This is a genomic window from Acinetobacter sp. ACNIH3, assembly GCF_002918965.1.
GTDB lineage: Bacteria > Pseudomonadota > Gammaproteobacteria > Pseudomonadales > Moraxellaceae > Acinetobacter > Acinetobacter schindleri.
In genome coordinates this window covers 93,521-115,985 of record NZ_PQLP01000001.1, presented here as the reverse complement: position 1 = coordinate 115,985, position 22,465 = coordinate 93,521, and the positions used below count along the sequence as shown (strand labels likewise).

At 44.4% G+C, this 22,465-nt stretch carries 17 protein-coding genes and 2 tRNA genes; 12 read left to right on the top strand and 7 right to left on the bottom strand.

The annotated features are described in order from the left end of the window. The 6 genes from C3420_RS00560 to C3420_RS00535 form a co-directional block, all read right to left on the bottom strand. Positions 1 to 1,497: a UDP-N-acetylmuramoyl-L-alanyl-D-glutamate--2,6-diaminopimelate ligase gene (locus C3420_RS00560; RefSeq protein WP_103800497.1), complete on the bottom strand. Its 1,497-nt coding sequence runs from the start codon at positions 1,495 to 1,497 to the stop codon at positions 1 to 3. Between the two features lie 11 nt (positions 1,498 to 1,508). Then, entirely contained in the window at positions 1,509 to 3,332 is a 1,824-nt protein-coding gene (gene ftsI / locus C3420_RS00555) for a penicillin-binding protein PBP3 (protein WP_103800498.1), read from the bottom strand. A gap of 15 nt (positions 3,333 to 3,347) precedes the next feature. Further along, on the bottom strand, positions 3,348 to 3,680 hold the full coding sequence (locus C3420_RS00550; protein ID WP_004810026.1) for a cell division protein FtsL: 333 nt from the start codon (positions 3,678 to 3,680) through the stop codon (positions 3,348 to 3,350). A 10-nt stretch (positions 3,681 to 3,690) separates the two neighbouring features. After that, the gene (rsmH, locus tag C3420_RS00545; protein WP_004896284.1) at positions 3,691 to 4,602 is read right to left on the bottom strand and encodes a 16S rRNA (cytosine(1402)-N(4))-methyltransferase RsmH; all 912 of its coding nucleotides are present in this window, start codon (positions 4,600 to 4,602) and stop codon (positions 3,691 to 3,693) included. Positions 4,603 to 4,792: 190 nt separating this feature from the next. Beyond that, positions 4,793 to 5,812 carry a sulfate ABC transporter substrate-binding protein gene (locus tag C3420_RS00540; RefSeq protein ID WP_103800499.1) on the bottom strand — a complete coding sequence of 340 codons (1,020 nt, stop codon included), beginning with the start codon at positions 5,810 to 5,812 and terminating at the stop codon, positions 4,793 to 4,795. Between the two features lie 254 nt (positions 5,813 to 6,066). Next, positions 6,067 to 7,068: a sulfate ABC transporter substrate-binding protein gene (locus C3420_RS00535; RefSeq protein ID WP_103800500.1), complete on the bottom strand. Its 1,002-nt coding sequence runs from the start codon at positions 7,066 to 7,068 to the stop codon at positions 6,067 to 6,069. 388 nt (positions 7,069 to 7,456) lie between these two features. On the opposite strand from C3420_RS00535, the gene C3420_RS00530 reads away from it, so the two are divergent. The 6 genes from C3420_RS00530 (at position 7,457) to C3420_RS00505 (ending at position 10,742) form a co-directional block, all read left to right on the top strand. After that, positions 7,457 to 7,786: a hypothetical protein gene (locus C3420_RS00530; protein WP_004810034.1), complete on the top strand. Its 330-nt coding sequence runs from the start codon at positions 7,457 to 7,459 to the stop codon at positions 7,784 to 7,786. A 135-nt stretch (positions 7,787 to 7,921) separates the two neighbouring features. After that, positions 7,922 to 9,430: a glutamate--tRNA ligase gene (gene gltX / locus C3420_RS00525; protein WP_103799988.1), complete on the top strand. Its 1,509-nt coding sequence runs from the start codon at positions 7,922 to 7,924 to the stop codon at positions 9,428 to 9,430. A 57-nt stretch (positions 9,431 to 9,487) separates the two neighbouring features. Beyond that, positions 9,488 to 9,563 (top strand) — tRNA-Ala (locus C3420_RS00520). A gap of 34 nt (positions 9,564 to 9,597) precedes the next feature. Further along, positions 9,598 to 9,673: transfer RNA gene (locus tag C3420_RS00515), tRNA-Glu, on the top strand. A gap of 165 nt (positions 9,674 to 9,838) precedes the next feature. Next, positions 9,839 to 10,180, top strand: coding sequence for a hypothetical protein (locus C3420_RS00510; protein WP_004810038.1), 342 nt, complete (start codon positions 9,839 to 9,841; stop codon positions 10,178 to 10,180). A 175-nt stretch (positions 10,181 to 10,355) separates the two neighbouring features. Beyond that, on the top strand, positions 10,356 to 10,742 hold the full coding sequence (locus C3420_RS00505) for an SEL1-like repeat protein (RefSeq protein ID WP_103799990.1): 387 nt from the start codon (positions 10,356 to 10,358) through the stop codon (positions 10,740 to 10,742). Between the two features lie 58 nt (positions 10,743 to 10,800). Here the strand turns inward: C3420_RS00505 and ettA are convergent, their stop codons facing one another. Further along, positions 10,801 to 12,462: an energy-dependent translational throttle protein EttA gene (ettA, locus tag C3420_RS00500; protein WP_004810042.1), complete on the bottom strand. Its 1,662-nt coding sequence runs from the start codon at positions 12,460 to 12,462 to the stop codon at positions 10,801 to 10,803. Positions 12,463 to 12,779: 317 nt separating this feature from the next. Here ettA and C3420_RS00495 point away from each other — a divergent pair, with 317 nt between their 5' ends. The 6 genes from C3420_RS00495 (at position 12,780) to C3420_RS00470 (ending at position 22,462) form a co-directional block, all read left to right on the top strand. Further along, positions 12,780 to 14,057, top strand: coding sequence for an O-acetylhomoserine aminocarboxypropyltransferase/cysteine synthase family protein (locus C3420_RS00495; protein ID WP_103799987.1), 1,278 nt, complete (start codon positions 12,780 to 12,782; stop codon positions 14,055 to 14,057). A 293-nt stretch (positions 14,058 to 14,350) separates the two neighbouring features. Beyond that, the gene (locus C3420_RS00490) at positions 14,351 to 15,238 is read left to right on the top strand and encodes an SDR family NAD(P)-dependent oxidoreductase (RefSeq protein WP_004810045.1); all 888 of its coding nucleotides are present in this window, start codon (positions 14,351 to 14,353) and stop codon (positions 15,236 to 15,238) included. 217 nt (positions 15,239 to 15,455) lie between these two features. After that, on the top strand, positions 15,456 to 16,238 hold the full coding sequence (gene hisIE / locus C3420_RS00485) for a bifunctional phosphoribosyl-AMP cyclohydrolase/phosphoribosyl-ATP diphosphatase HisIE (protein WP_103799986.1): 783 nt from the start codon (positions 15,456 to 15,458) through the stop codon (positions 16,236 to 16,238). Positions 16,239 to 16,253: 15 nt separating this feature from the next. Continuing rightward, positions 16,254 to 17,756 carry a UvrD-helicase domain-containing protein gene (locus C3420_RS00480; protein WP_071319786.1) on the top strand — a complete coding sequence of 501 codons (1,503 nt, stop codon included), beginning with the start codon at positions 16,254 to 16,256 and terminating at the stop codon, positions 17,754 to 17,756. 37 nt (positions 17,757 to 17,793) lie between these two features. Beyond that, entirely contained in the window at positions 17,794 to 19,200 is a 1,407-nt protein-coding gene (locus C3420_RS00475) for an AAA family ATPase (RefSeq protein WP_103799985.1), read from the top strand. A 424-nt stretch (positions 19,201 to 19,624) separates the two neighbouring features. Continuing rightward, on the top strand, positions 19,625 to 22,462 hold the full coding sequence (locus C3420_RS00470) for a monovalent cation/H+ antiporter subunit A (RefSeq protein WP_103799984.1): 2,838 nt from the start codon (positions 19,625 to 19,627) through the stop codon (positions 22,460 to 22,462). Positions 22,463 to 22,465: the final 3 nt, after the last annotated feature.

Below are 22,465 nucleotides of genomic sequence, written 5' to 3'. Positions count from 1 at the left end.
TTACTGCGCTGGATATGCTGAATCAGAGTTACAGTGCTGCGCATCAATGGCCGCCTGTACTTCGACAACATCATCAAACCAATGGCGAACGCCATCGATTTCCTGATAATTTTCATGCCCTTTGCCTGCAATCACGACAATATCACCCGCTTGCGCATGTTTCACTACAAACTTGATCGCTTCACGGCGGTCATGAATTTCCTGATAAGTTTTACCAGCGAAATCGATACCTTGCTTCATATCCGCAAAAATCTGTTCCGGGTTTTCAGTACGCGGATTGTCAGAGGTTAAAATCGCAATATCCGAACCATTGAGAGCCGCTTGTGTCATCAATGGACGTTTACCACGATCACGGTCACCACCACAGCCAAATACCGCCCAGAGCTTGTTATTGACATGGCGTTTTAAAGTCACCAATACCTGTGTCAAAGCATCTGGCGTATGGGCATAATCCACTACAAACAAGCGCTCACCATCACGCAGTACCTGCATACGACCCGGTGCGCCTTTTAGATTAGGCACAGTCTCAATCAAATTTGCTAAATCAAAACCAGCCTGTTCTGCAACAACCAGACTCGCCACCAGGTTTTCAATATTGAAATGACCCAAGAGTGGACTGTGTACGGTGAATGTACCCTGCGCAGTGATCAGTTTAAATTCTGCACCAGAAATCCTATATTGAATATCCTGTACCTGATAGTCAGCAGCTTGCGACAATGAATAAGTCAAAATTTTCGGCTGCGCTAGATTAGCCTGAGCCGCCTCAATCATCACCTGAGCATGTGCGTCATCCAGATTAATGATTGCAACTTTCAGAGATTCAAATTTGAATAAACGTGACTTGGCCTCAGCATAAGCTTCCAACGTACCGTGATAATCCAGATGGTCACGGCTCAGGTTGCTATAAGCTGCAATTTCAATATCACAACCATTTAAGCGGCCTTGTTCAAGACCATGCGAACTGGCTTCAATCGAAGCAAATTCTGCGCCCGCTTGCGCATAACCATGTAGGGCATTTTGCAATTGCAGCGCATCCAGTGTGGTATGCGAAGAGGCTTCCAGATTGGGCAAAATTCCATTGCCCGTGGTGCCCATCACCGCGCAAGGTTTGCCTTGCAGCATCAGGAGTTCTGCGACCAAACGGGAAATGGTGGTTTTTCCATTGGTTCCAGTCACGGCCAGAATACGTGCAGCCTGTACTGGCTGGGTCGCTTGCAGATAACGTTTCTGCCACTCCCCCATTAGATGCCTTACATTTGTCAAAACTAATGCAGGAGAGATTCCGAGATCCTGTTCAGAAATGACTGCCAGTGCTCCTAGAGATAGCGCTTTTTTCGCATATTCCACAGTTTTTTCAGGTTGAGACAGACTGGTCAGGGCAATAAAAATTTGCCCTAATTTTACTTTTCGGCTATCCAGCTCAAAGCCCTGAAAGGATTGTCGCATCCATTCAGCACTATTTTGAACGGCGTAGAGATCTTGAAATGTTATCGACATTGATCACCTGTTTACTGGACTTGGGGAGATTCTAAAGGTTTGTCCAATGGGACATTCAGCAAGCGTAAAGACTCTTGCATTACACGCGCAAAGACCGGCGCAGATACCGTACCACCATAGTAGGTGCCTTGCGGGTTTTCTACCACCACCACCATGGCAATACGTGGGTCACTGACTGGTGCCACACCGGCAAATAAAGCACGGTATTCATTGGTCGAATAACCTTTACGGTCAGCACGCAATTTATGCGCAGTCCCTGTTTTACCTGCAACCCGATAACCTGGCACTGTCGCACGAGTAGCGGTACCCCCTGGCAAGGTTGCAGTTTCCATCATCAGCAGAACCTGGTCTGCAATTTTCGGATCAATCATCTGCTCGCCTTTCGGCTGTTCTTCTAACTTGTACAGGCTTAGCGGGACTTTTACACCCTTGTTAGCCAGCATGGCATAGGCATCAGCCAGTTGTAGCACCGTCGCATTCAGACCATAACCATAAGACATAGTCGCCACTTCAGACACGTTCCATTTACTAGGTGGCAGAATCAGACCGGCACTTTCACCCGGGAATTTCACGGCAGAACGCTGACCAAAACCAAGGCGTTTATAGAAAGTCGGCAAGGTTTCATAAGGCAGTGATAACGCCAGTTTGGCGACACCAACGTTAGAGGATTTCTGGATAATACCACCCAAGGTTAATTGCCCATAATTGTGGGTATCCCGGATTGTGTGATTCCCGACCCGCATACTCCCCGGGGTCGTATTCACCACTGAATTGGCTGTATATTTACCACTTTCCAGCGCCATCGCTACAGTCAGCGGCTTCATGGTTGAACCTGGCTCGAAAGAGTCGACCGCACCGCGGTTACGCATCGCATCTTTGTTCAATAATCCGTTTTTATCATTCGGGTTATAAGCTGGCCATGAAGTCATCGCCAGAATTTCACCAGTCTTCACATCCACCGCGATTGCGGTTGCAGAACGGGCATTATTTGCAACACCTGCTGCAGTCAGTTCACGATACATAATGTACTGCAAACGTGAATCGATGCTAAGCGTGATGTTTTCTCCTGCTTCAACTTCTTTAATAATTTCAGGGTCTTTAACGCGGTTGCCCTTCTTATCACGTACTATCTGCTGCTCGCCGTCCACACCTGACAGACGGGTATTCAGCTGCATTTCCAGGCCTTCAATCCCCACGCTCTCACTATTGGTCAAGCCAATAATCTGGGAGTTCGGTTGTGGCTGCGGATAGTAACGCTTATAGTTTTTCTCGGTGTATACACCCTGGAAATTACGCTTCATAATCAGCTCAGCCTGTTGAGGCGGAACTTCTTTTTTCAGAATCAGATAACGGGAACGTGGACGCGCTTCCATCTTCTGGCGCAGGTCGGCACGATCCATACCCACCGCATCAGCCAGTTCATCCAGGTTCAGGTTTTTATCTGGTAACTGACGTTTCAGCTTGCGGTTATTCGGATCCTTTTCCAAAGCCTGAATCGTTTCATCATAGAGTTTTTTATTATCAAAATAATCACGTGGATCAATCACTATCCGCATAATTGGAGTACTGATCGCCAGTGGCACGCCATTACGGTCATAAATTACACCACGCATGGCTTTAATTTTGTCGGTTCTTAAAATCTTGGCATTGGCCTTGTTCTGCAGGAATTCTTTATTAATCACCTGTACATAGAAAGCGCGCCCGATCAAAGCCAGAAAGCACAGCAGTACCACGGCCCACATAATATAAAAACGGCTAATATCAACGCTTAAAGCATTTTTTGTCGTCACGGACTGTTTTTTACGTGCCACTTGCTTGGTTTTCTTGTCTACCATGTCTGAGCGCTAGCCTTATTTTTTTACATCTGAAGTTTGTGGCAATGAAATCACCACGGTCTGTGAAACAGGAGGAGAATACATTCTGAGCTGGGTCACGGCACGTGTTCCAATCTGGGCGGTTGCACCAAAGGTCTGCTGCTCGATCAGCAAACGTCCCCACTCTGCATTGAGATCATCACGCTCACGCAGATAGCTGCTCAGTTTTCGATAATCCTGACGATATTCAAAGACTTGAAATACCACAAATACAGCACTGATGAAAACCATCATCAACAGAATGCCGTAAGTAATGGCTTTCTTCATCCCTGACTGATTCAACTTCCTTTCGACCACTTCAGTTTTCATTATTTGCCTATTAAGCTAAACGTTCTGCAACTCGGAGCCATGCACTACGTGAACGAGGATTGGCTTTCACTTCCTCATCACTTGCCTTGATACGTGATACTTTTTTCAGTCGACGTGTATCCTTGCGTTGTTGCGGCATCCCCCAGCCCGAGTCTTCCTCTAAGGTAGATTCTTTTTGAATAAATTGTTTAATTAAACGGTCTTCCAATGAATGGAAGCTAATAACCGCCAAACGACCATGAGGTTTAAGTACTTCAACGGCTTGTGGCAGGAAAACTTCAATATCTTCTAATTCTTTATTAATAGCAATACGAATTGCCTGGAAAGTTCGGGTTGCCGCATGTTTATTTTTTTCCCATTTCGGGTGTGCCACTTTGACAATTTCTGCCAGCTTGGCTGTCGTATCAATATATCCGGCAGCCTTGATCGCTTTGGCAATCCGGCGGCTATATCGCTCTTCGCCATACTGGAAAATGATATTGGCCAAAGCTTCTTCTTCAATATTCACCAGCCACTCAGCTGCGGTCGGGCCTTGTGAATTGTCCATGCGCATATCCAGCGGACCATCTTTCATAAAGCTAAAGCCACGTTCAGCCTGATCCAGCTGTGGAGATGACACGCCTAAATCCGCCATCACGCCATCCACGCTTTCTATACCATGCTCAGCAAGTGCTTCTTTAAGGTCAGCAAAGCTGGCATGAATAATTTTAAACCGGGGATCTTCCTGTTCCAGGATCGCAGCTGTTTCAAGTGCCTGGGGGTCTTTATCAAAGGCATAAACACGGGCATTTTCATCTAATTTAGATAATAAAAGACGCGTATGGCCACCACGGCCGAAAGTTCCATCCACATAAATTCCCGTATTTCGATCAGCCACCAGGGCATCAACGGTTTCGTGAAGCAATACAGAAATATGGGACATAAAAACTCAATCAATAGGGCGAAAAATTTAACTGCACATTATCACTCTGTTTAGCTAAAGCTCCAAACGACTTTTTGTAGATAAATATTATTTTCCATAGAGAAAACCGTTTTTATTTTTACTCAAACGATAAAAAAGCTTCCTTGGAGGAAGCTTCTTTATTTATAAAATTAAATTTTAAATCAACAGATTAACGTTTTGAGTTATAAATCTGATCAAAGAGCGCCCCATTCACGAAATGAGTTTTCTGTGCATTGGCCCAGCCACCGAATACTTCATCAATGGTAAAAGTTTTAATTTTCGGGAACTGCTTCGAGTATTTCGCTAGAACTTCCTGATTACGTGGGCGGTAATAATGTTTCGCTGCCATTTCCTGACCGAGTGGAGAATATAAATAATTGATATAGCCTGTTGCCAACCATTTATTGCCATTTTTCTCAACAGTACGATCCACAATTGCCACAGAAGGTTCAGTCAGAATCGTCAGAGATGGGTAGATAATGTCAAACTTTTCTTTACCCAATGTCTTTTGCGTCACTAAAGCTTCATTTTCCCAGGTCAGCAATACATCACCAATATTACGCTCTGCAAAGGTAGTCATCGATGCACGTGCAGCTGAGTCCATGACTTTTACGTTTTTATAAAGCTTGCCCACAAACTCTTGAGCTTTGGCCTTGCTGCCACCCGGTTGTTTTTCTGCATAACCCCAAGCTGACAAATACACCCAACGTGGCAGACCACCAGTTTTCGGGTTTGGTGTAATAATTTCCACGCCCGGTTTAGTCAGATCTTTCCAGTCTTTAATTCCTTTAGGGTTACCCTTACGCACCATAAATACAATAGTCGAGGTATACGGTGCAGAGTTATATGGGAATTCCTTTTGCCAACCCGCTTTGATCTGACCGGATTTTACAATTTCTTCGATGTCATTGGCTAAAGCCAGAGTCACAACATCGCCTTTCAGACCATCAACAACCGAACGTGCCTGTTTACCAGAACCACCATGCGACTGTTTAAAGTTCACATTAATACCAGTACGGCTTTTCCAGTAAGCACCAAAAGATTTATTGAATTCGTCATAGAACTCGCGGGTTGCATCATAGGAAACATTTAAAAAATCACGGTCAGCTGCTTGCGTAGCCGTTGCGGTAAAGGTCAAACCTATTGCCAATAAGGCAGCGCTAAATATTGATTTTAACTGAGTTTTCATGAGAGCACGGGAGGATTATCTTGTATTGATATAACTATATGAAATAAAGTTATTTTTCGCAATTCAGCAAACAAAGTGTATACAGGGTAATATTCTGTTATTTGTTGTTTTAATATCATGTTTTATATAATAAAAATTTTAACAATATAGAGCTATGCAGGTTTTATAGCATTTTATTCTTTAAATATGAAAAAAACGGATAAGCAATTTATCCGTTTTGCCGTCTTATCAAGTATTTAGAAAAACATGGCAAATTAGCGGTTTTCAGCAGAAATCTGGTCATAGATTGCACCATTTACGAAATGAGTTCTCTGTGCCTTAGCCCAACCACCAAACACTTTATTAATTGTAAAGGTTTGAATTTTTGGAAATTGTTTTGCATACTTTGCAGCCGCTTTTTGGTCACGCGGACGGAAATAATATTTCGCTGCCAGTTCCTGTCCCTTCGGTGAATACAAGTAGTTCAAATAACCTTTAGCCAGATTCGCACTACCATTTTTCGCGACACTTTTGTCGACAATCGCCACCGATGGTTCAGCCAAGATCGAGATAGACGGATAAACAATTTCGTATTTGTCTTTACCTAAACCTTGAGTCGCCAGCAAGGCTTCATTTTCCCAAGACAACAACACGTCACCGATGCCACGCTCAGCAAAAGTGGTTAAAGATCCACGCGCACCTGAATCCAGCACTTTGACATTGCCATATAATTTTTTCACCAGTTCTTTGGCCTGGATATCATTACCACCCGGCTGTTTCAGCACATAGCCCCAGGCAGACAGATAAATCCAGCGTGGTGCGCCACCGGTTTTCGGATTTGGGGTAATAATTTCGACCCCTGGCTTGGTTAGGTCATTCCAGTCTCTAATCTGTTTTGGATTACCCTTACGCACCAAGAAGACAATAGTCGAAGTATAAGGTGCTGAGTTATTCGGAAACTCTTTTTGCCAGCCTTTATGAATCAGACCAGCAGTGACGATTTCTTCAATGTCATTGGCCAGTGCCAGGGTAACGACATCGGCTTGTAAACCATCTACTACGGACCGGGCCTGTTTACCTGAACCCCCATGTGACTGCTTAAAGTTAACCGTTTGTCCGGTTTTTTGTTTCCAGAATTTGCCGAATTCTTCATTATAGTCCTGATAGAACTCACGGGTTGGATCGTAGGAAACATTCAGGAAATCTTTGGCTATTGCCAGCTGTGTACTTGTCCCCGAAAGCACTGCGAAAAATGCAGATACAATTATTTTTTTCATTACAATAGCTCTTTTGTTTATCTAAAAAACACTATATAAACTTGAAATATATTTAACAATCATATGCTTATAATAATAATTTTAAAGATTTTCTTATTTTTAGATATCTTATAAATGACAATTCTCTGCATTTTTTATACTTATCGCCTATCAATTGATTACTTTAGGATATGATCTTCATAGTCTCTTCATAGTCCTGTGCTAAAAATAGCGCCGTTATGAGGTGATCTCTGATTTTTCTCAATTTTCCATTGTCATATTTATTTTTTTTGTAAATTTTGTGACTTGGTTCTACTTTTTAGAGGTTAAATGTGATTGAATTGTATTCAACACAACAAAAACCCTAAGACTATAAATCCAGCACCACAACAAGAGAGGGAGTTTGGACATGAAATTTGCAACGTTCAAGACCGGCATCCTGAGCCTATCCATTTTATTTACCGCACAATTCAGCAACGCTGTTGTTGCGCACCCTGAGCTAGTTAATAATCCGGCTGCACTAACAGCTGCTGCCTCTAAACCAGCAGTAACAGTGACTAAGTCATCTCCTATTGTAAAGGCAATTCAGCAGCAAAAAACTGAAAAATCTCTGCATCCTGAAGAAAACCTGAAAGTTTTGACTGCAATTAAAGTACGTCCATCACAAAACTTTTTTGCCGATCAAAACCAGAGTTTTACTCGTTTTCTGCAAAATTTTTTCTTTAGCAGCAATTCCTAATGATCAGCTGACAGCTCGCAACATTTAAAACTGTTTCTGATCTAAAGCCATATCATTCAATGTTGAATTAAGCATTAAGTGATGTGGCTTTTTCGTTATAATAGCCAGAAATTTATATTTAGATTCCATCCGACTATGACTGTTCGTACTCGTATTGCCCCTTCTCCTACAGGTTTTCCTCATGTAGGAACTGCCTATATTGCCTTGTTTAACCTGTGCTTTGCCAAGCAGCACGGCGGTGAATTTATTCTTCGTATTGAAGATACTGATCAGCTGCGCTCTACCCCTGAATCAGAGAAAATGATTTTGGATTCTTTGCGCTGGTTAGGCCTGAACTGGTCTGAAGGTCCGGATATTGGTGGTCCACATGCGCCATACCGTCAGTCAGAACGTATGAGCATCTATAAAAAATATGCTGAAGAGCTGGTAGATAAAGGTCATGCCTTCTACTGTTTTGCGACTGCGCAAGAGTTAGATGAAATGCGTGCTGAACAGCAGGCACGTGGTGAATCACCACGTTACGATGGCCGTGGTTTGAAACTCTCTAAAGAAGAAGTCGCACGTCGTCTGGCAGCTGGCGAACCGCATGTGATTCGTATGAAAGTGCCAACTGAAGGTGTATGTACCTTCAATGATATGTTGCGTGGTGAAGTAGAAATTCCATGGGCGCAAGTCGACATGCAAATTCTGTTAAAAACAGACGGGCTGCCAACCTATCATTTGGCAAACGTGGTCGATGATCATCTGATGCAAATCACCCATGTGATTCGCGGTGAAGAATGGATTCCTTCTGCACCTAAACATCAGTTGCTTTACAAATACTTTGGTTGGGATATGCCAGTGCTGTGCCATATGCCACTACTGCGTAACCCGGACAAATCAAAACTGTCTAAACGTAAAAACCCGACGTCTATTAACTACTATAAAGACATCGGTGTATTGCCAGAAGCCCTGTTGAATTACTTGGGTCGTATGGGCTGGTCAATGCCAGATGAGCGTGAAAAATTTACGCTGGCTGAGATGATTGAACACTTTGACATTAATCGTGTTTCTCTTGGCGGCCCGATCTTTGATGTAGAAAAATTAAATTGGCTGAATGGTCAGTGGATTAAGGCACTTTCTCCTGCCGAGCTTCTGGATACCTTGCTGGCCTGGAAAGCTGATCGTGCCAAGTTAGAAGAAATTGCTGCTGCGATTCAACCACGTATCAACCTGTTGTCAGAAGCGGTGAACTGGTCAGCGCATTATTTCAACCATTTCCCGACACTAAATAAAGAACAGTTTGAAAGCAAAAAACTGACTGAAGAACAGGTACGTCAAAGTTTGCAGTTTGCAATTTGGCGTCTGGAAAGCCTGTTTACTTGGAATAATGATACGGTCAGCCAAACCTTGATGGATCTTGCCAACCAGATGGGCATCAAGTTGCGTGACTTTATGCCAGCTTTCTTTATTGCCATTGCCGGTTCAACTGCATCTACGCCCGTGATGCAAACCATGGTGACGATTGGACCGGACCTGACCTTTTCCCGTCTGCGTCATGCCCTGGAAATTGTCGGTGGTCCAAGCAAAAAAGAGCTGAAAGTCTGGGAAAAACTTAATGAAAGCTTAAAATTGCCGAAAAATGATGCAGTTGATGAAGCTTAATTAAATTTTTAGTTGACGTGTGAACGTTATATCCATAATATAGCGCTCACACAGACTGGGGTCATAGCTCAGTTGGTAGAGCGCTACAATGGCATTGTAGAGGTCAGGAGTTCGATCCTCCTTGACTCCACCAAAAGTCTTGCTTTACTTGTGTATTTGCCTCATTTGTCCCTATCGTCTAGAGGCCTAGGACATCGCCCTTTCACGGCGGTAACCGGGGTTCGAATCCCCGTAGGGACGCCATATTCAAGATCACCCTAATATATTAGGGTGATCTTAATAAAAAACCCAAGCATTGCAACTTGGGTTTTTTATTGTCTGAAATTTATTATGATAACTTTGAGCCACTTTTGGCTTTCTGTATGATTAAGATTAAAATAGACAAAATTGAAAAATTCTGGAGTTGCAATGCAATACCGTTGTCCGAAATGTCAAAGTCCTAAAATTATGCCGCTTGCACAACCAGGTCAGCCAGCAGCACGTCCAGTCGTGCCAAAAAGCTTGGTACTTCTTGTACCTGCCCTATTTGTCTTACTTCTGCTGGTGATCATCAGTATTGGTATGTGGATTTTTGGTGACGGTGCAGGCACTACCCTACAGACTGCGACAGTGATTGTATTCGTGATCTGTCTGATTGCAGGCTTTATGTTCTATAAAGACTTGCCTGACTTTAAAATCTCTATGCAGGCATTCATGCAAAGCCAGAAAAAATGGAAATGCCGTGAATGTAATCATGAATGGGAAATCTGATTTTTCTCTTTCATATTTAAGGCTGCTTCGGCAGTCTTTTTTATGCCTTTCATTAGATTAGTTTTATCGGATTATCTAAAAATTTAAAAACATCATCAGACAAACTGGTGTAATTTATTCTTATAAAGAAGGATTCCAATTTATTGCAGGGATGCAGCATAAAGGAATAATAAAAATGCTTAAAAAAATTATAAATTTTCTATTTTCTTACAATGATCCACCTATTCCATTCATTGAGGAGCAGCCAAGTGAAGCAGATACTTATTATTTGCAGGCTTTGCAATATGAGTCACTGTGCATGACCCTGCAACAACTACAGGCTATACCAGAGATTAGCCAACGCCTAACCCCAAAACACATCTATCAACGCAATGCTGTCTGGAACTACCTGAGTGCAGGGTTAAGAGGACATATGGAAGCACAATATCGACTTGGCGTGTATTATTTGCATGGGAAACTAGGCCTAGATCAAAATGATGAACAGGCCAGATTATGGTTAGATAAAGCCAGACAGCAAAATCATAGTAAGGCTGCACAACTTTTATCAGAAATAGAAAGCTGAATAACTTAAGAATATAGAATAAAAAACCAGCCCTAGGGCTGGTTTTTTTGCGCTTTAGTTAAGCACCAATTTTGCGGTATTTCTGACGTTTCGCAACCAGGTCATCACCATCGCGTTTACGACGGTATTCTTCGAATTCTGCATAGTTACCGGTGAAGAATTCAGGTGTTTCACCTTCGAATGACAAGATGTGCGTTGCAATACGGTCAAGGAACCAACGGTCATGCGAGATCACCATCACTGTACCCGGGAAGACAAGAATCGCGTCTTCGAGTGCACGTAAAGTTTCGATGTCCAAGTCGTTCGACGGTTCATCGAGTAAGATTACGTTAGCGCCCATTTGCAGGATTTTTGCAAGCTGTAAACGGTTACGCTCACCACCGGACAACTGACCGACACGTTTTTGCTGATCTTGGCCTTTAAAATTAAAGCGACCGATATACGCGCGCGACGCGATTTCGTATTCACCAATACGCAAGATATCTAAACCGCCAGAAACTTCTTCCCAAACAGTTTTGTTGTTATCTAAGGTATCACGAATCTGACCTACATAAGCAACTTTAACTGAATCACCTAAAGTTACTGTACCCGTATCAGGTTGTAATTCGCCTGTCATCATACGGAAGAGTGTAGTTTTACCCGCACCGTTTTCACCGACGATACCCACAATCGCAGCAGGCGGTACAACAAACGATAAATCTTTATAGAGCGTACGATCACCAAACGATTTGCTGATACCTTCAACTTCTACAACCTTGTTACCTAGACGTGGACCAGGTGGAATGTAGATTTCAGACGTTTCGTTACGTTGCTGGAATTCGCGCGAGTTAAGCTCTTCAAAGCGTTCCATACGTGCTTTGTTTTTCTTTTGCTGGCCTTTGGCATTAGAACGAACCCATTCAAGTTCTTTCTTAAGCGCTTTAGCAAAAGATTCTTCTTGCTTCTGTTCCTGCTCTAAACGGGCATTTTTCTGCTCTAACCAAGAAGAGTAGTTGCCTTGGTATGGAATGCCCATGCCACGGTCAAGTTCGAGAATCCACTCTGCTACGTTATCCAAGAAGTAACGGTCATGCGTAATCGCAACGATGGTACCTGGGAAGTCTTTCAAGAAACGCTCTAACCAGGATACAGATGATGCATCCAAATGGTTCGTCGGTTCGTCTAGAAGTAACATGTCTGGTTTAGACAGAAGCAGACGGCAAAGTGCAACACGACGGCGCTCACCACCAGACAATTTAGTTACATCAGCATCCCAAGCTGGCAGGTTTAATGCAGCTGCCGCCTGTTCAAGCTGGTTGTTCAGGTTATGCGCATCCCAAGTCTGAATAATCGCTTCTAGCTTTTCTTGCTCTTTTGCAAGTGCATCGAAATCTGCATCTTCTGCTGCATATTCAGCGAAAACTTCATCCAAACGTGCCAAAGCATCAAGTGCTTCACGTACGCCATCTTCAACATTACCACGAACGTCTTTGGTTTCATCCAAAGGTGGTTCTTGCTCCAGATAACCGATTTTGATACCCGGTTGCGCACGAGCTTCACCAGAGAAATCTTTATCTACGCCCGCCATAATACGAAGCAAAGTAGATTTACCCGCACCGTTCAGACCAAGCACACCAATTTTTGCGCCTGGGAAAAATGATAAGGAGATATCTTTGAGGATTTCGCGCTTCGGCGGAACCATCTTGGATACTCGGTTCATCGTATAAATATATTGGGCCACGTAGGACTCCTCAATTGAAAAACCAGATGGGGAAAAAATGAATTTCCCCTGCTCAATCATGAGCGAAAAAATAATCGGCTATTATACGCAGAATGTCTCCAAAACATAAGCCATTCCGGTGAAGTTAATGCCTTGTTACAAGTTTAATCCTGTTTATTTTTCAAACAGAATTTTTAGTACCTGAACTTGCATTATTTTGTTGATGTTATATCGTGAATTAAGATATTCATCTGAATAAATATGCACTTTTCTTCATATTTCAAGCGCTAATATTTGAGCAATTTTATTAAAGCAAAACACAAAGAAGACTAACGATCATGACTTATAAAGCAGAAACTTTAGCAATTCACGCAGGTTATAGCCCGGAACCCACCACCAAAGCTGTCGCGGTGCCAATTTATCAGACCACCTCTTATGCCTTTGACAATACCCAGCATGGCGCAGACCTGTTTGACCTGAAAGTTCAGGGCAATATTTATACCCGTATCATGAATCCGACCACAGCAGTGTTAGAACAGCGTATTGCTGCGCTAGAAGGTGGTATTGGCGCACTGGCATTAGCATCCGGTATGGCCGCCATTACTTACGCGATTCAGACCATTGCTGAAGCTGGGGACAATATTGCTTCAGTGTCTACTTTATATGGTGGCACCTATAACCTGTTTGCACATACCCTGCCAAAGCAAGGCATTGAAGTCCGCTTCTTTGACTACCAAAACCCGGAAGCACTGCGTGGTCTGATTGACGACAAAACCAAACTGGTTTTTGTGGAATCAATTGGTAACCCACTCGGCAATATTATCGACTTAGAAGCGATTTCAAAGATTGCGCATGAATACGGCGTACCCGTGATTGTCGACAACACTGTAGCAACTCCCGTCTTGCAAAATTCTTTTGATTTCGGTGCCGATATCGTGGTGCACTCACTGACCAAATATATTGGCGGGCATGGCAATTCGATTGGCGGCATTATTGTCGATAGCGGCAAGTTTCCATGGGGCAAACATGCAGCACGCTTCTCTACCCTGAATACACCTGACCCAAGCTACCACGGTGTCAACTATGTCGAAGCTTTGAGTGAAGCAGCCTATATTGCCCGTGCCCGTGTGGTACCACTTCGCAATACTGGTGCAGCAATCAGCCCACAAAATGTATTCCTGATTTTGCAAGGACTGGAAACTTTAAGTCTACGTATGGAACGTCATACTGAAAATGCACTTAAAGTTGCGGAATATTTGCAGCAGCATCCAAAAGTAAAATGGGTCAATTACGCTGGTCTGAAAGATCATCCTCAGCATGCTTTGGCGCAGAAATATGTGAAAGGGAAACCGTCTGCCATTCTGACTTTTGGTGTTGAAGGTGGTCGTGAAGGCGGTGCTCGTTTTATTGATGCCCTGCAGCTGTTCACCCGTCTGGTCAATATTGGGGATGCCAAGAGTCTGGCCTGTCATCCGGCCACTACGACTCATCGCCAGCTTAATCCAGAAGAACTTAAATCGGCTGGCGTGAGTGAAGATATGGTTCGTCTTTCTATCGGGATTGAACACATTGATGACCTGATTGCTGATCTGGAACAGTCACTCGCAGCCGTTTAAGCCTTCTTTTAAAGCAAAAAACTCCATCATTTCTGATGGAGTTTTTTATCTGGCTTTACTTTTCATGAGCTTTATCTTATGGTTAGATCACAATAAAAATTAATTGAAACGTAGTTTAAAAATAGAGCAATTACTCTAAAATTTTCCTTATTTTCAACAACTTAATCTCTGGATTTTCCTGCATAATTCGTTATCATATACAGACTTCATTGTGTACGAACTTTCGTGCATACCTACGTACAAACCAAATAAGAAAAAATGTAAACCTACAGCATATTTCAGGAATAACAAACGTGAAATCCAGACTACAGAAACATCTACTGAAACGAGTTCAAGGCAAAACCATCCTCATTACAGGTGCATCCAGCGGCATTGGCCTGACAGCAGCACATCGTCTGGCAGATGCAGGTGCACATGTCCTGCTAGTAGCACGTACCAAAGAGACTCTGGACCAGGTAAAAGAAGAAATTGAAGCAAAAGGCGGCATGGCAACAGTTTTTCCGTGTGACCTGAATAATCTGGACGCCATTGATGAAGTATCCAAACAGATTCTGGCTTCTGTTGATCACATTGATATTCTGATTAACAATGCCGGTCGTTCGATCCGCCGTGCGGTACATGAATCGGTGGATCGCTTCCACGATTTTGAACGCACCATGCAGCTGAACTATTTCGGTGCTGTGCGTCTGGTGATGAACATCCTGCCACATATGATGATTCGTCGTCAGGGTCACATCATCAATATCAGTTCGATTGGGGTATTGGCAAATGCGACCCGCTTCTCTGCTTATGTGGCATCGAAAGCAGCCTTGGATGCATTTAGCCGCTGTCTGTCTGCAGAAGTCAATTCACATAAGATCGCGATTACTTCCATCTATATGCCATTGGTACGTACGCCAATGATTGCACCAACCAAGATCTATAAATATGTTCCGACGCTTTCTCCTGAAGAAGCGTCTGATCTGATTGCACATGCAATTGTGAAACGACCGAAAAAAGTTGCTACCGGTTTGGGTCGTCTAGCTTCAATTACTTATGCAATTGCACCAGACATTAACAATAAACTGATGTCGATCGGCTACAACCTGTTCCCAAGTTCATCTGCCTCTGTAGGTCAGCCACAGAAGCTGAACTGGGTGCAGAAAGCATATGCACGTATCTTCCCGGGTGAGCACTGGTAAGTCCAGGCGAAAATGCAATTTGAACCAAGCCGCCTGCTGGCGGCTTTATTATTTTGATCGGTCATTAATCACGATACCCTGAGTTATCACGACAGATCCTGTCATTTCAGATACAGATTTTTGCCGCAAATGATCTCAGATCACGTACACTACCGGACGGATATTTGATCCGCATGTATTAAACATTTAGATATTGATTCAACAGATGGACACCCTTATGAATAACCTGCAATGGCTCGATGAAGTAAAATTTAACGAACAAGGACTTGTACCTGCCATTGCCCAGCATCATCAAACCGGTCGTGTATTGATGGTGGCGTGGATGAACCGTGAAGCACTGGCACTGACAGCTGAAAAAAATCAGGCCGTGTATTTCTCTCGTTCCCGCGACAAGTTATGGCATAAGGGCGAAGAATCTGGTCATTTCCAGACAGTGTATGAAATCCGTCTGGACTGTGATGCTGACGTGATTGTGCTGCAAATCGAACAGCATGGTGGAATTGCCTGTCATACTGGTCGTGAATCTTGTTTCTATCGCAAACTGACGCCGAATGGCTGGGAAATTGTCGATGCTCAAATCAAAGATCCTGCAGCGATCTATGGTGAAAAATCTGCAAACCCGCATACCATGGCGATGAATGCATCTAATGCCCAATCAGAACAGGTTGAAGTGTTGTCTTATCTGGGTCAGATGATGGCTGAACGTAAGCAGGCTGATCCCGATTCATCTTATGTTGCCAAGCTCTATCACAAAGGCTTAAACAAAATTCTGGAAAAAGTCGGTGAAGAAAGCTTTGAAACCGTAATTGCTGCCAAAGACTTTAAAGCTGAAGCAACCGAAGACAATAAAAATGACCTGATCTATGAAGTGGCAGATCTGTGGTTCCATACCATCGTGATGCTGGGCTATTTCGACCTTGATCCACAACTGGTTTTAAATGAACTGGCACGTCGTCAGGGCTTATCCGGTCTGGTTGAAAAAGCCAACCGCTCACACTAAATTTTGAATTTACCTGTGTCTGAGCCAATTAAACCGACCGCAACCTATGAGCAGGCCACTGCGATTGATAACGCACGTCTGGGCAAATCTTTTAAAGTGATTGCCTATGCCGGCACAGGTAAAACCACAACTTTACAAATGATCAGCGATGCCATGCCGCAGCGGCGTGGCATGTATCTGGCATTTAACAAATCCATTGCTGCGGAAGCACAGAATAAGTTTCATCGTGGTGTGGACTGCCGGACTTTCCATTCACTAGCCTATCGCAGTGTTCCACGTGGAGTCACGGATAAACTGCGCCTGCCCCGTCTCAGTCCAAGCTTCATTGCCAAGGAATATCGCCTTGAGCCGATGACCCTGCGCCGCATGATGGGTGGCCGTTATGAAAAATATGTCATGATGCCTTCGCGTCTGGCCAGTCTGGTCGCCAATGCGGTCGGTTATTTCTGTTCAACTAGTTCACAATACCCTGCTCCACGGCATATTCAGGCACCAAGCTGGTTACATCCGGACGATGTCGAAGCCCTGCAAAAGAAACTCTATCCTGCGGTTGAGCGTCGCTGGCTGGAATCAATTGATCCGAATCATCAGGCCGGTATTGGACATGATATTTATCTGAAACTCTGGGCATTGTCAGAACCGAATATTCCAGCGGATTATGTACTGTTTGATGAGGCTCAGGATGCTGACCCCCTGATGCTGGGCATTTTGCTAAAACAGCGCAGCACCCAGGTGATCTATGTCGGGGATGCGCATCAGCAGATTTATGCCTGGCGTGGTGCAGTCAATGCCATGCAGCAACTGCCATTACCAGAATCCCGCCTGACCACCTCATTCCGTTTTGGTCCTGAAATTGCCCTGAATGCCAATGCAATTTTGGGAGCCTTGAATGAAACCGTGCCCTTACTCGGTAATCCGCATCTGAACTCTAAAGTAGTGAATAAACCACATACTAAAATGCGTGATGCGATTTTATGCCGTACCAATGCCCGCGCCATGGAACTGCTGCTTGCTGGACTTGTGCGTGGTGAAAAGGTCAGTCTGCAGGCCGATCATGTCAAGCTCAACCGTTTTGTCGAAGCGGCTGCCATGCTGAAACAGGGCAAACGCGTGGTGGATGTGCCTGAACTGGCTTGGTTTAACTCCTGGCATGATGTGCATGAATATTGCGAGACCAATGAAGGCAGCGACATTAAACCGTTAGTAAAGTTAGTGGATGAGCATGGGACTGATCCACTAAAAACTGCGCTGGCCAAGATCACGCCAATCGGACAGGCCGACTACATCATCTCCACTGCCCACAAAGCCAAAGGGTTGGAATGGGACCGGGTCCATATTGAAGATGACTACCAGTTTAAATTAAATGAAAAAGATCACAAGATTAGTGATGAAGAGTTAAGACTGCTTTACGTGGCCTGTACACGTGCTAAAGTAAGCTTAAATATTCACCACATTTATGACCTGATTCAGCAGCTAAAAATTAAAATGCCTCTATCATTACGGCAGGCAGCAGGCTAGTACAGCATGGATGTAGGCATCACGATACAGGTGGTCTATGCAAGTCGAATCCATACAACTCAAACATACCCTGCACTTTTCTGATATCCAGCTTGATTTTAAATATCATAAACTGCCCGTTACCTTAATTCTCGGTGATCAGGGTTCTGGTAAAACGGCCCTGCTGCGTAGCACCTATCAGGCACTGACCTGGTTCGCTGCGCGCTATCGCGACCTGCGTACTGCCGGCATGGTGATGCTGGATCAGGACATCATGCAACATCGTCTGCAATCCAAGATCAATATTCAGGTCCGTTTTCCTGAAGAAATTGGCTCTTTTGCAGAAAGTAGCGATCAACAGCAATCTTCTACCCAGCAGTGTAGCTGGCAGCTTTATAAAACTTTAAATAGTCAGGGTGTGGGACTGAGTAAGGTAGATACATCGCAACTCGAAGCGATGGTCACGTTGTATCAGAAAGCCCTCGCCAAAGATCCAATGCTGGGCTTACCGCTGATTGCCTATTATCCGTCTGAGCGTTTTGTCAATGAAATCAATTTGCTTAGTAAAAATAATCCGGCGATTTTACAGACGGTGTATGCCTATGAAATTGCAGCTATTCCCTTTACGACTTTTACCCGTTTTTTTGAATGGTTCCGGGAAATTAGCGACATTGAAAATGCCCAGAGTGCCCAGATTCTGGAGCAAATCCTGAGCCGCGCTTCGCAGCAGGATAAAAAACACAATATGGATGAACTGGTCAAGCATATTGAACATGCCCAGATTCAGGTGAATACTCCGAGTTTAAATAGCCTGCGTGAAGCTTTGTCGATCGTTCTGCCTGAAGTCAGCAATCTCTATTTGCAGTACCAACCTAAAATGCAGCTGATGGTGAGCTACCAAGGACAAACCCAGACTTTACAGCAATTACCGAATAGCATCCGCAACTGGATTGCCTTAGTCGGAGATATTGTGCGTCGCCTATGTCTGCTCAATCCGAAAAGCCTATGTCTGCTCAATCCGAAAAGCCTGTTTCCATGCAAGGAAGGCAGTGGCATTCTACTGATTGATGCGATTGATCATCAGCTGGATCAGGACATGGCAGCAGTCATTCTGTCTCGTCTGCATCAAGCCTTTCCTGAACTGCAAATCATTGTGACAGGTAACCGTCCTGAGTTACTGGAACAGGCAGCGGATTTTCAATGTCTGTGTCTTGAAAATAAACAACTCTCCCCAATTCAAGTTGATACAATCCCAGCGCAATTTGATCAACTCTATGCCAATTTAGGCTTGGGTCAAGAAACACTGAATACTGAGGAAATCGTGCTGCTCGAGCCCGAGCTTGAACAAGTAACACCACTTTCAATCTTGCAACTGATTCAGCAAACATTGAATGAAGAGCAGCAACAGGAGTTGCTACGTTTACTGAATCAGAATGACCGGAAAATTCCCCAAATTCCGTTTTAAGCGAATAAGCTGGCTCTTGAATTAACCTGATTTAATTTTTCTGAATGGCTCCTTATCGAAGCAGACCTTCAAGGCTGTCCATTTTTTTCAATAGAATCTTCAAATTTGATCTTTATTTTCAGTTCAATCCGGTCGATGTGCTCAAGCATGCACCCCATGTTTTCATGGGGTCATCGTATAATTGTTAAGTCGTACACAAAAAGATTGATGTTGTTGTTATCCTGTAATATGATCGGAATTACTTGCATTTTTCATTGTAAAATCGGAATTTGCTATCGTTTATAAGTTGCGCAATACAACTGTTTTTTATTCTTTGAATACGATTTGGCTTTCAAGATTGAGAAATTAGGGCTGCTCCTTGCATTCCTGTAATCCTTGAAAGATAAAGATTCACCCTAGGTTCATGACGACCTAACTCACGACAATGGATACGAGTGTGCTGCCGATTATTATATTGTTACCGTTAGTATTAGGCACAACCCTTGTCTCGTGGCTGAAAAGATTTTCGCGCGGGGTAACGGCCTTAGGGGCCATTGGTGTCAGCCTCAGCAGTTTTGCATTATTACTCAGCCAAGCGCCTGCGGTGCTAGATGGCGCAGTCATTAGCGAAAGCTGGTCATGGCTGCCTCAACTTGGTATTGATTTCAGTTTCCGCCTGGATTCTCTGGGGCTATTATTTGCTCTGCTGATCAGTGGCATCGGCACCCTGATTTTTATTTATGCCTACTATTATTTAAGTCCGAAGAACTCGCTCAGCAAACTTTATATCCTGCTGATGCTGTTCATGGCAGCGATGCTCGGCATTTCCTTGTCGAATAACCTGATTATTTTATTAATTTTCTGGGAACTGACCAGTATCTCCTCGTTCTTGCTGGTTGGTTACTGGAGCAATTATGAAGTGGCCCAACGTGGCTCACGCATGGCGTTAACCATTACCGGCATGGGTGGTCTAGCAATGCTGGGTGGTTTCGTTTTACTGGGCGAGATTACAGGAACTTATCAGATTGATCAGATCCTTGGGATGACCGAGCTGATCCAATCGCATAGCCTGTTTGTACCTACCCTGCTGCTGATTTTGCTTGGTGCCTTTACCAAAAGTGCGCAGTTTCCTTTCCATTTCTGGCTGCCAAATGCCATGGCAGCACCGACACCAGTATCTGCTTATCTGCATTCTGCCACGATGGTAAAAGCGGGCTTATTTCTGGTCGCACGCTTGCTGCCAATTTTTGCTGGCGCGGCACTTTTTCATAATATTGTTACCTTTATCGGTCTATTTACCCTGTGCATGGCAGCCTTTTTTGCCATCTTTAAGGAAGATCTGAAAGGCTTGCTGGCCTATTCAACCATCAGTCATCTTGGCCTGATCATGTGTCTGCTGGGGATTGGTTCACCACTCGCGGTGGCTGCTGCAATTTTCCATATCATTAACCATGCAACCTTTAAAGCTGCACTGTTTATGATTGCCGGCATTATTGACCATGAATCGGGTACACGCGACTTACGCAAGTTGTCCGGCTTATGGCAATTACTGCCTTTTACTGCAACACTTACCATGATCACTGCTGCCTCAATGGCAGGTGTCCCATTGACCAATGGTTTCCTGTCCAAGGAAATGTTCTTTACTGAACTGCTGGCCAACCTAAGTGGTCCAGTAATGATTGGCTCTGCCATTGTCGCGACTTTAGCCGGTATTTTCGCGGTAGCCTATTCGATTCGTCTGGTCCACGGCGTATTCTTCGATGGTCCAATTGGGCGCCATGTACCGAATAAAAATGCACACGAACCAGCATTTGGCATGCGTGCGCCAGCAACTTTACTGGCAACCTTATGTATTCTGGTCGGTATTTTGCCTGCCTTACTGGTTGAGAAAATTGTTAATAGCACTGCCCGGGCTGCCACACAAAACCTGGCGTTTGAAGGCACCCACCTTGCTATCTGGCATGGTTTTAATGCACCACTCTTAATGAGTGTGATCGCCCTGATTGGCGGAATCCTATTCTATTTCTCGCTGGCCAAAGGCGGCTTGATTCGTGAAATTGATCTTGATCCGAGCTTGGGCAAATTTCAGGGCCGGATTTTATTTGACCTATTCTTAAAATCATTATTGCTAAATTCACGTCGTTTTCGCCGTGCCACTGAAAATGGCAAACTGCAAAGCTATCTGCTGTGGATTGTGATCTTTACCATCGGTCTGGTTGCTGTACCTTTACTGACTCATCAGATTGGTACTGGCGCACGTGAGCTGACCCATGCACCGGCTTTAGCGATTATCTTATGGCTGCTGTTATTCTCAGCCTGCTGGATGATGCTGTGGTTCCATCACGAGCGGATTAAAGCCGTACTGATCAGCGGTGCAGTCGGTCTGGTCGTGACCATGATCTTTATCGGTTTCTCGGCACCAGATTTGGCCCTGACCCAGATTACCGTCGATGTAGTTACCACAGTATTGCTGCTGATGAGCCTGTCTCTATTACCACAGCTCACCCCTTATGAATCCAGTCCGACCCGACGTTGGCGCGATGCCATTATTGCAATTACGGGTGGTCTGAGTATTGCTTGGGTAGCCTGGCTCGTCATGACCCGAGATCATAATTCAATTTCCTGGTTCTTTGCCCAGCAGTCAATTCCGCTCGGCGGCGGGACCAATGTGGTGAACGTGATTCTGGTGGATTTCCGTGGTTTCGATACCTTCGGTGAAATCACCGTACTCGGTATTGCGGCGATTGGCGTATTGAGCCTGATGGATGGTATGCGTGCCCATGGCACTACCATTACTCAAGGTTTGACTTATCGTTTTAACCCCTCCCCGCTGATGCTGCGAATTACTGCTTCCTGGATTTTGCCAGTCGCACTGGTGGTGAGTCTGTATATTTTCATGCGCGGCCATAACCAGCCTGGCGGTGGTTTTATCGCAGGCCTAGTGACTTCTTTAGCCTTAATTATTCAGTACATTGCCATCGGTCAGGATCATGCAGAAAAAATGCTGGGTGCTAAATCTGGTCGTCTCTATGAAATCTGGATTGGTAGCGGTTTGATGTTTGCTGGCCTAACTGGTGTTGCTGCCTGGTTCTGGTCACGTCCATTCCTGACCAGTGCGCATATTTATGTCCACCCCCCAATACTGGGCGATATGCATCTGGCTTCTGCAGCGCTGTTCGACGTCGGGGTTTATGTCACCGTGGTCGGCGCGACCATGTTAATGATTTCTGTGCTTGGGGATTCACGTCACTCGTCTATGACTGGCCCGGTACCAAGAGGATAATGC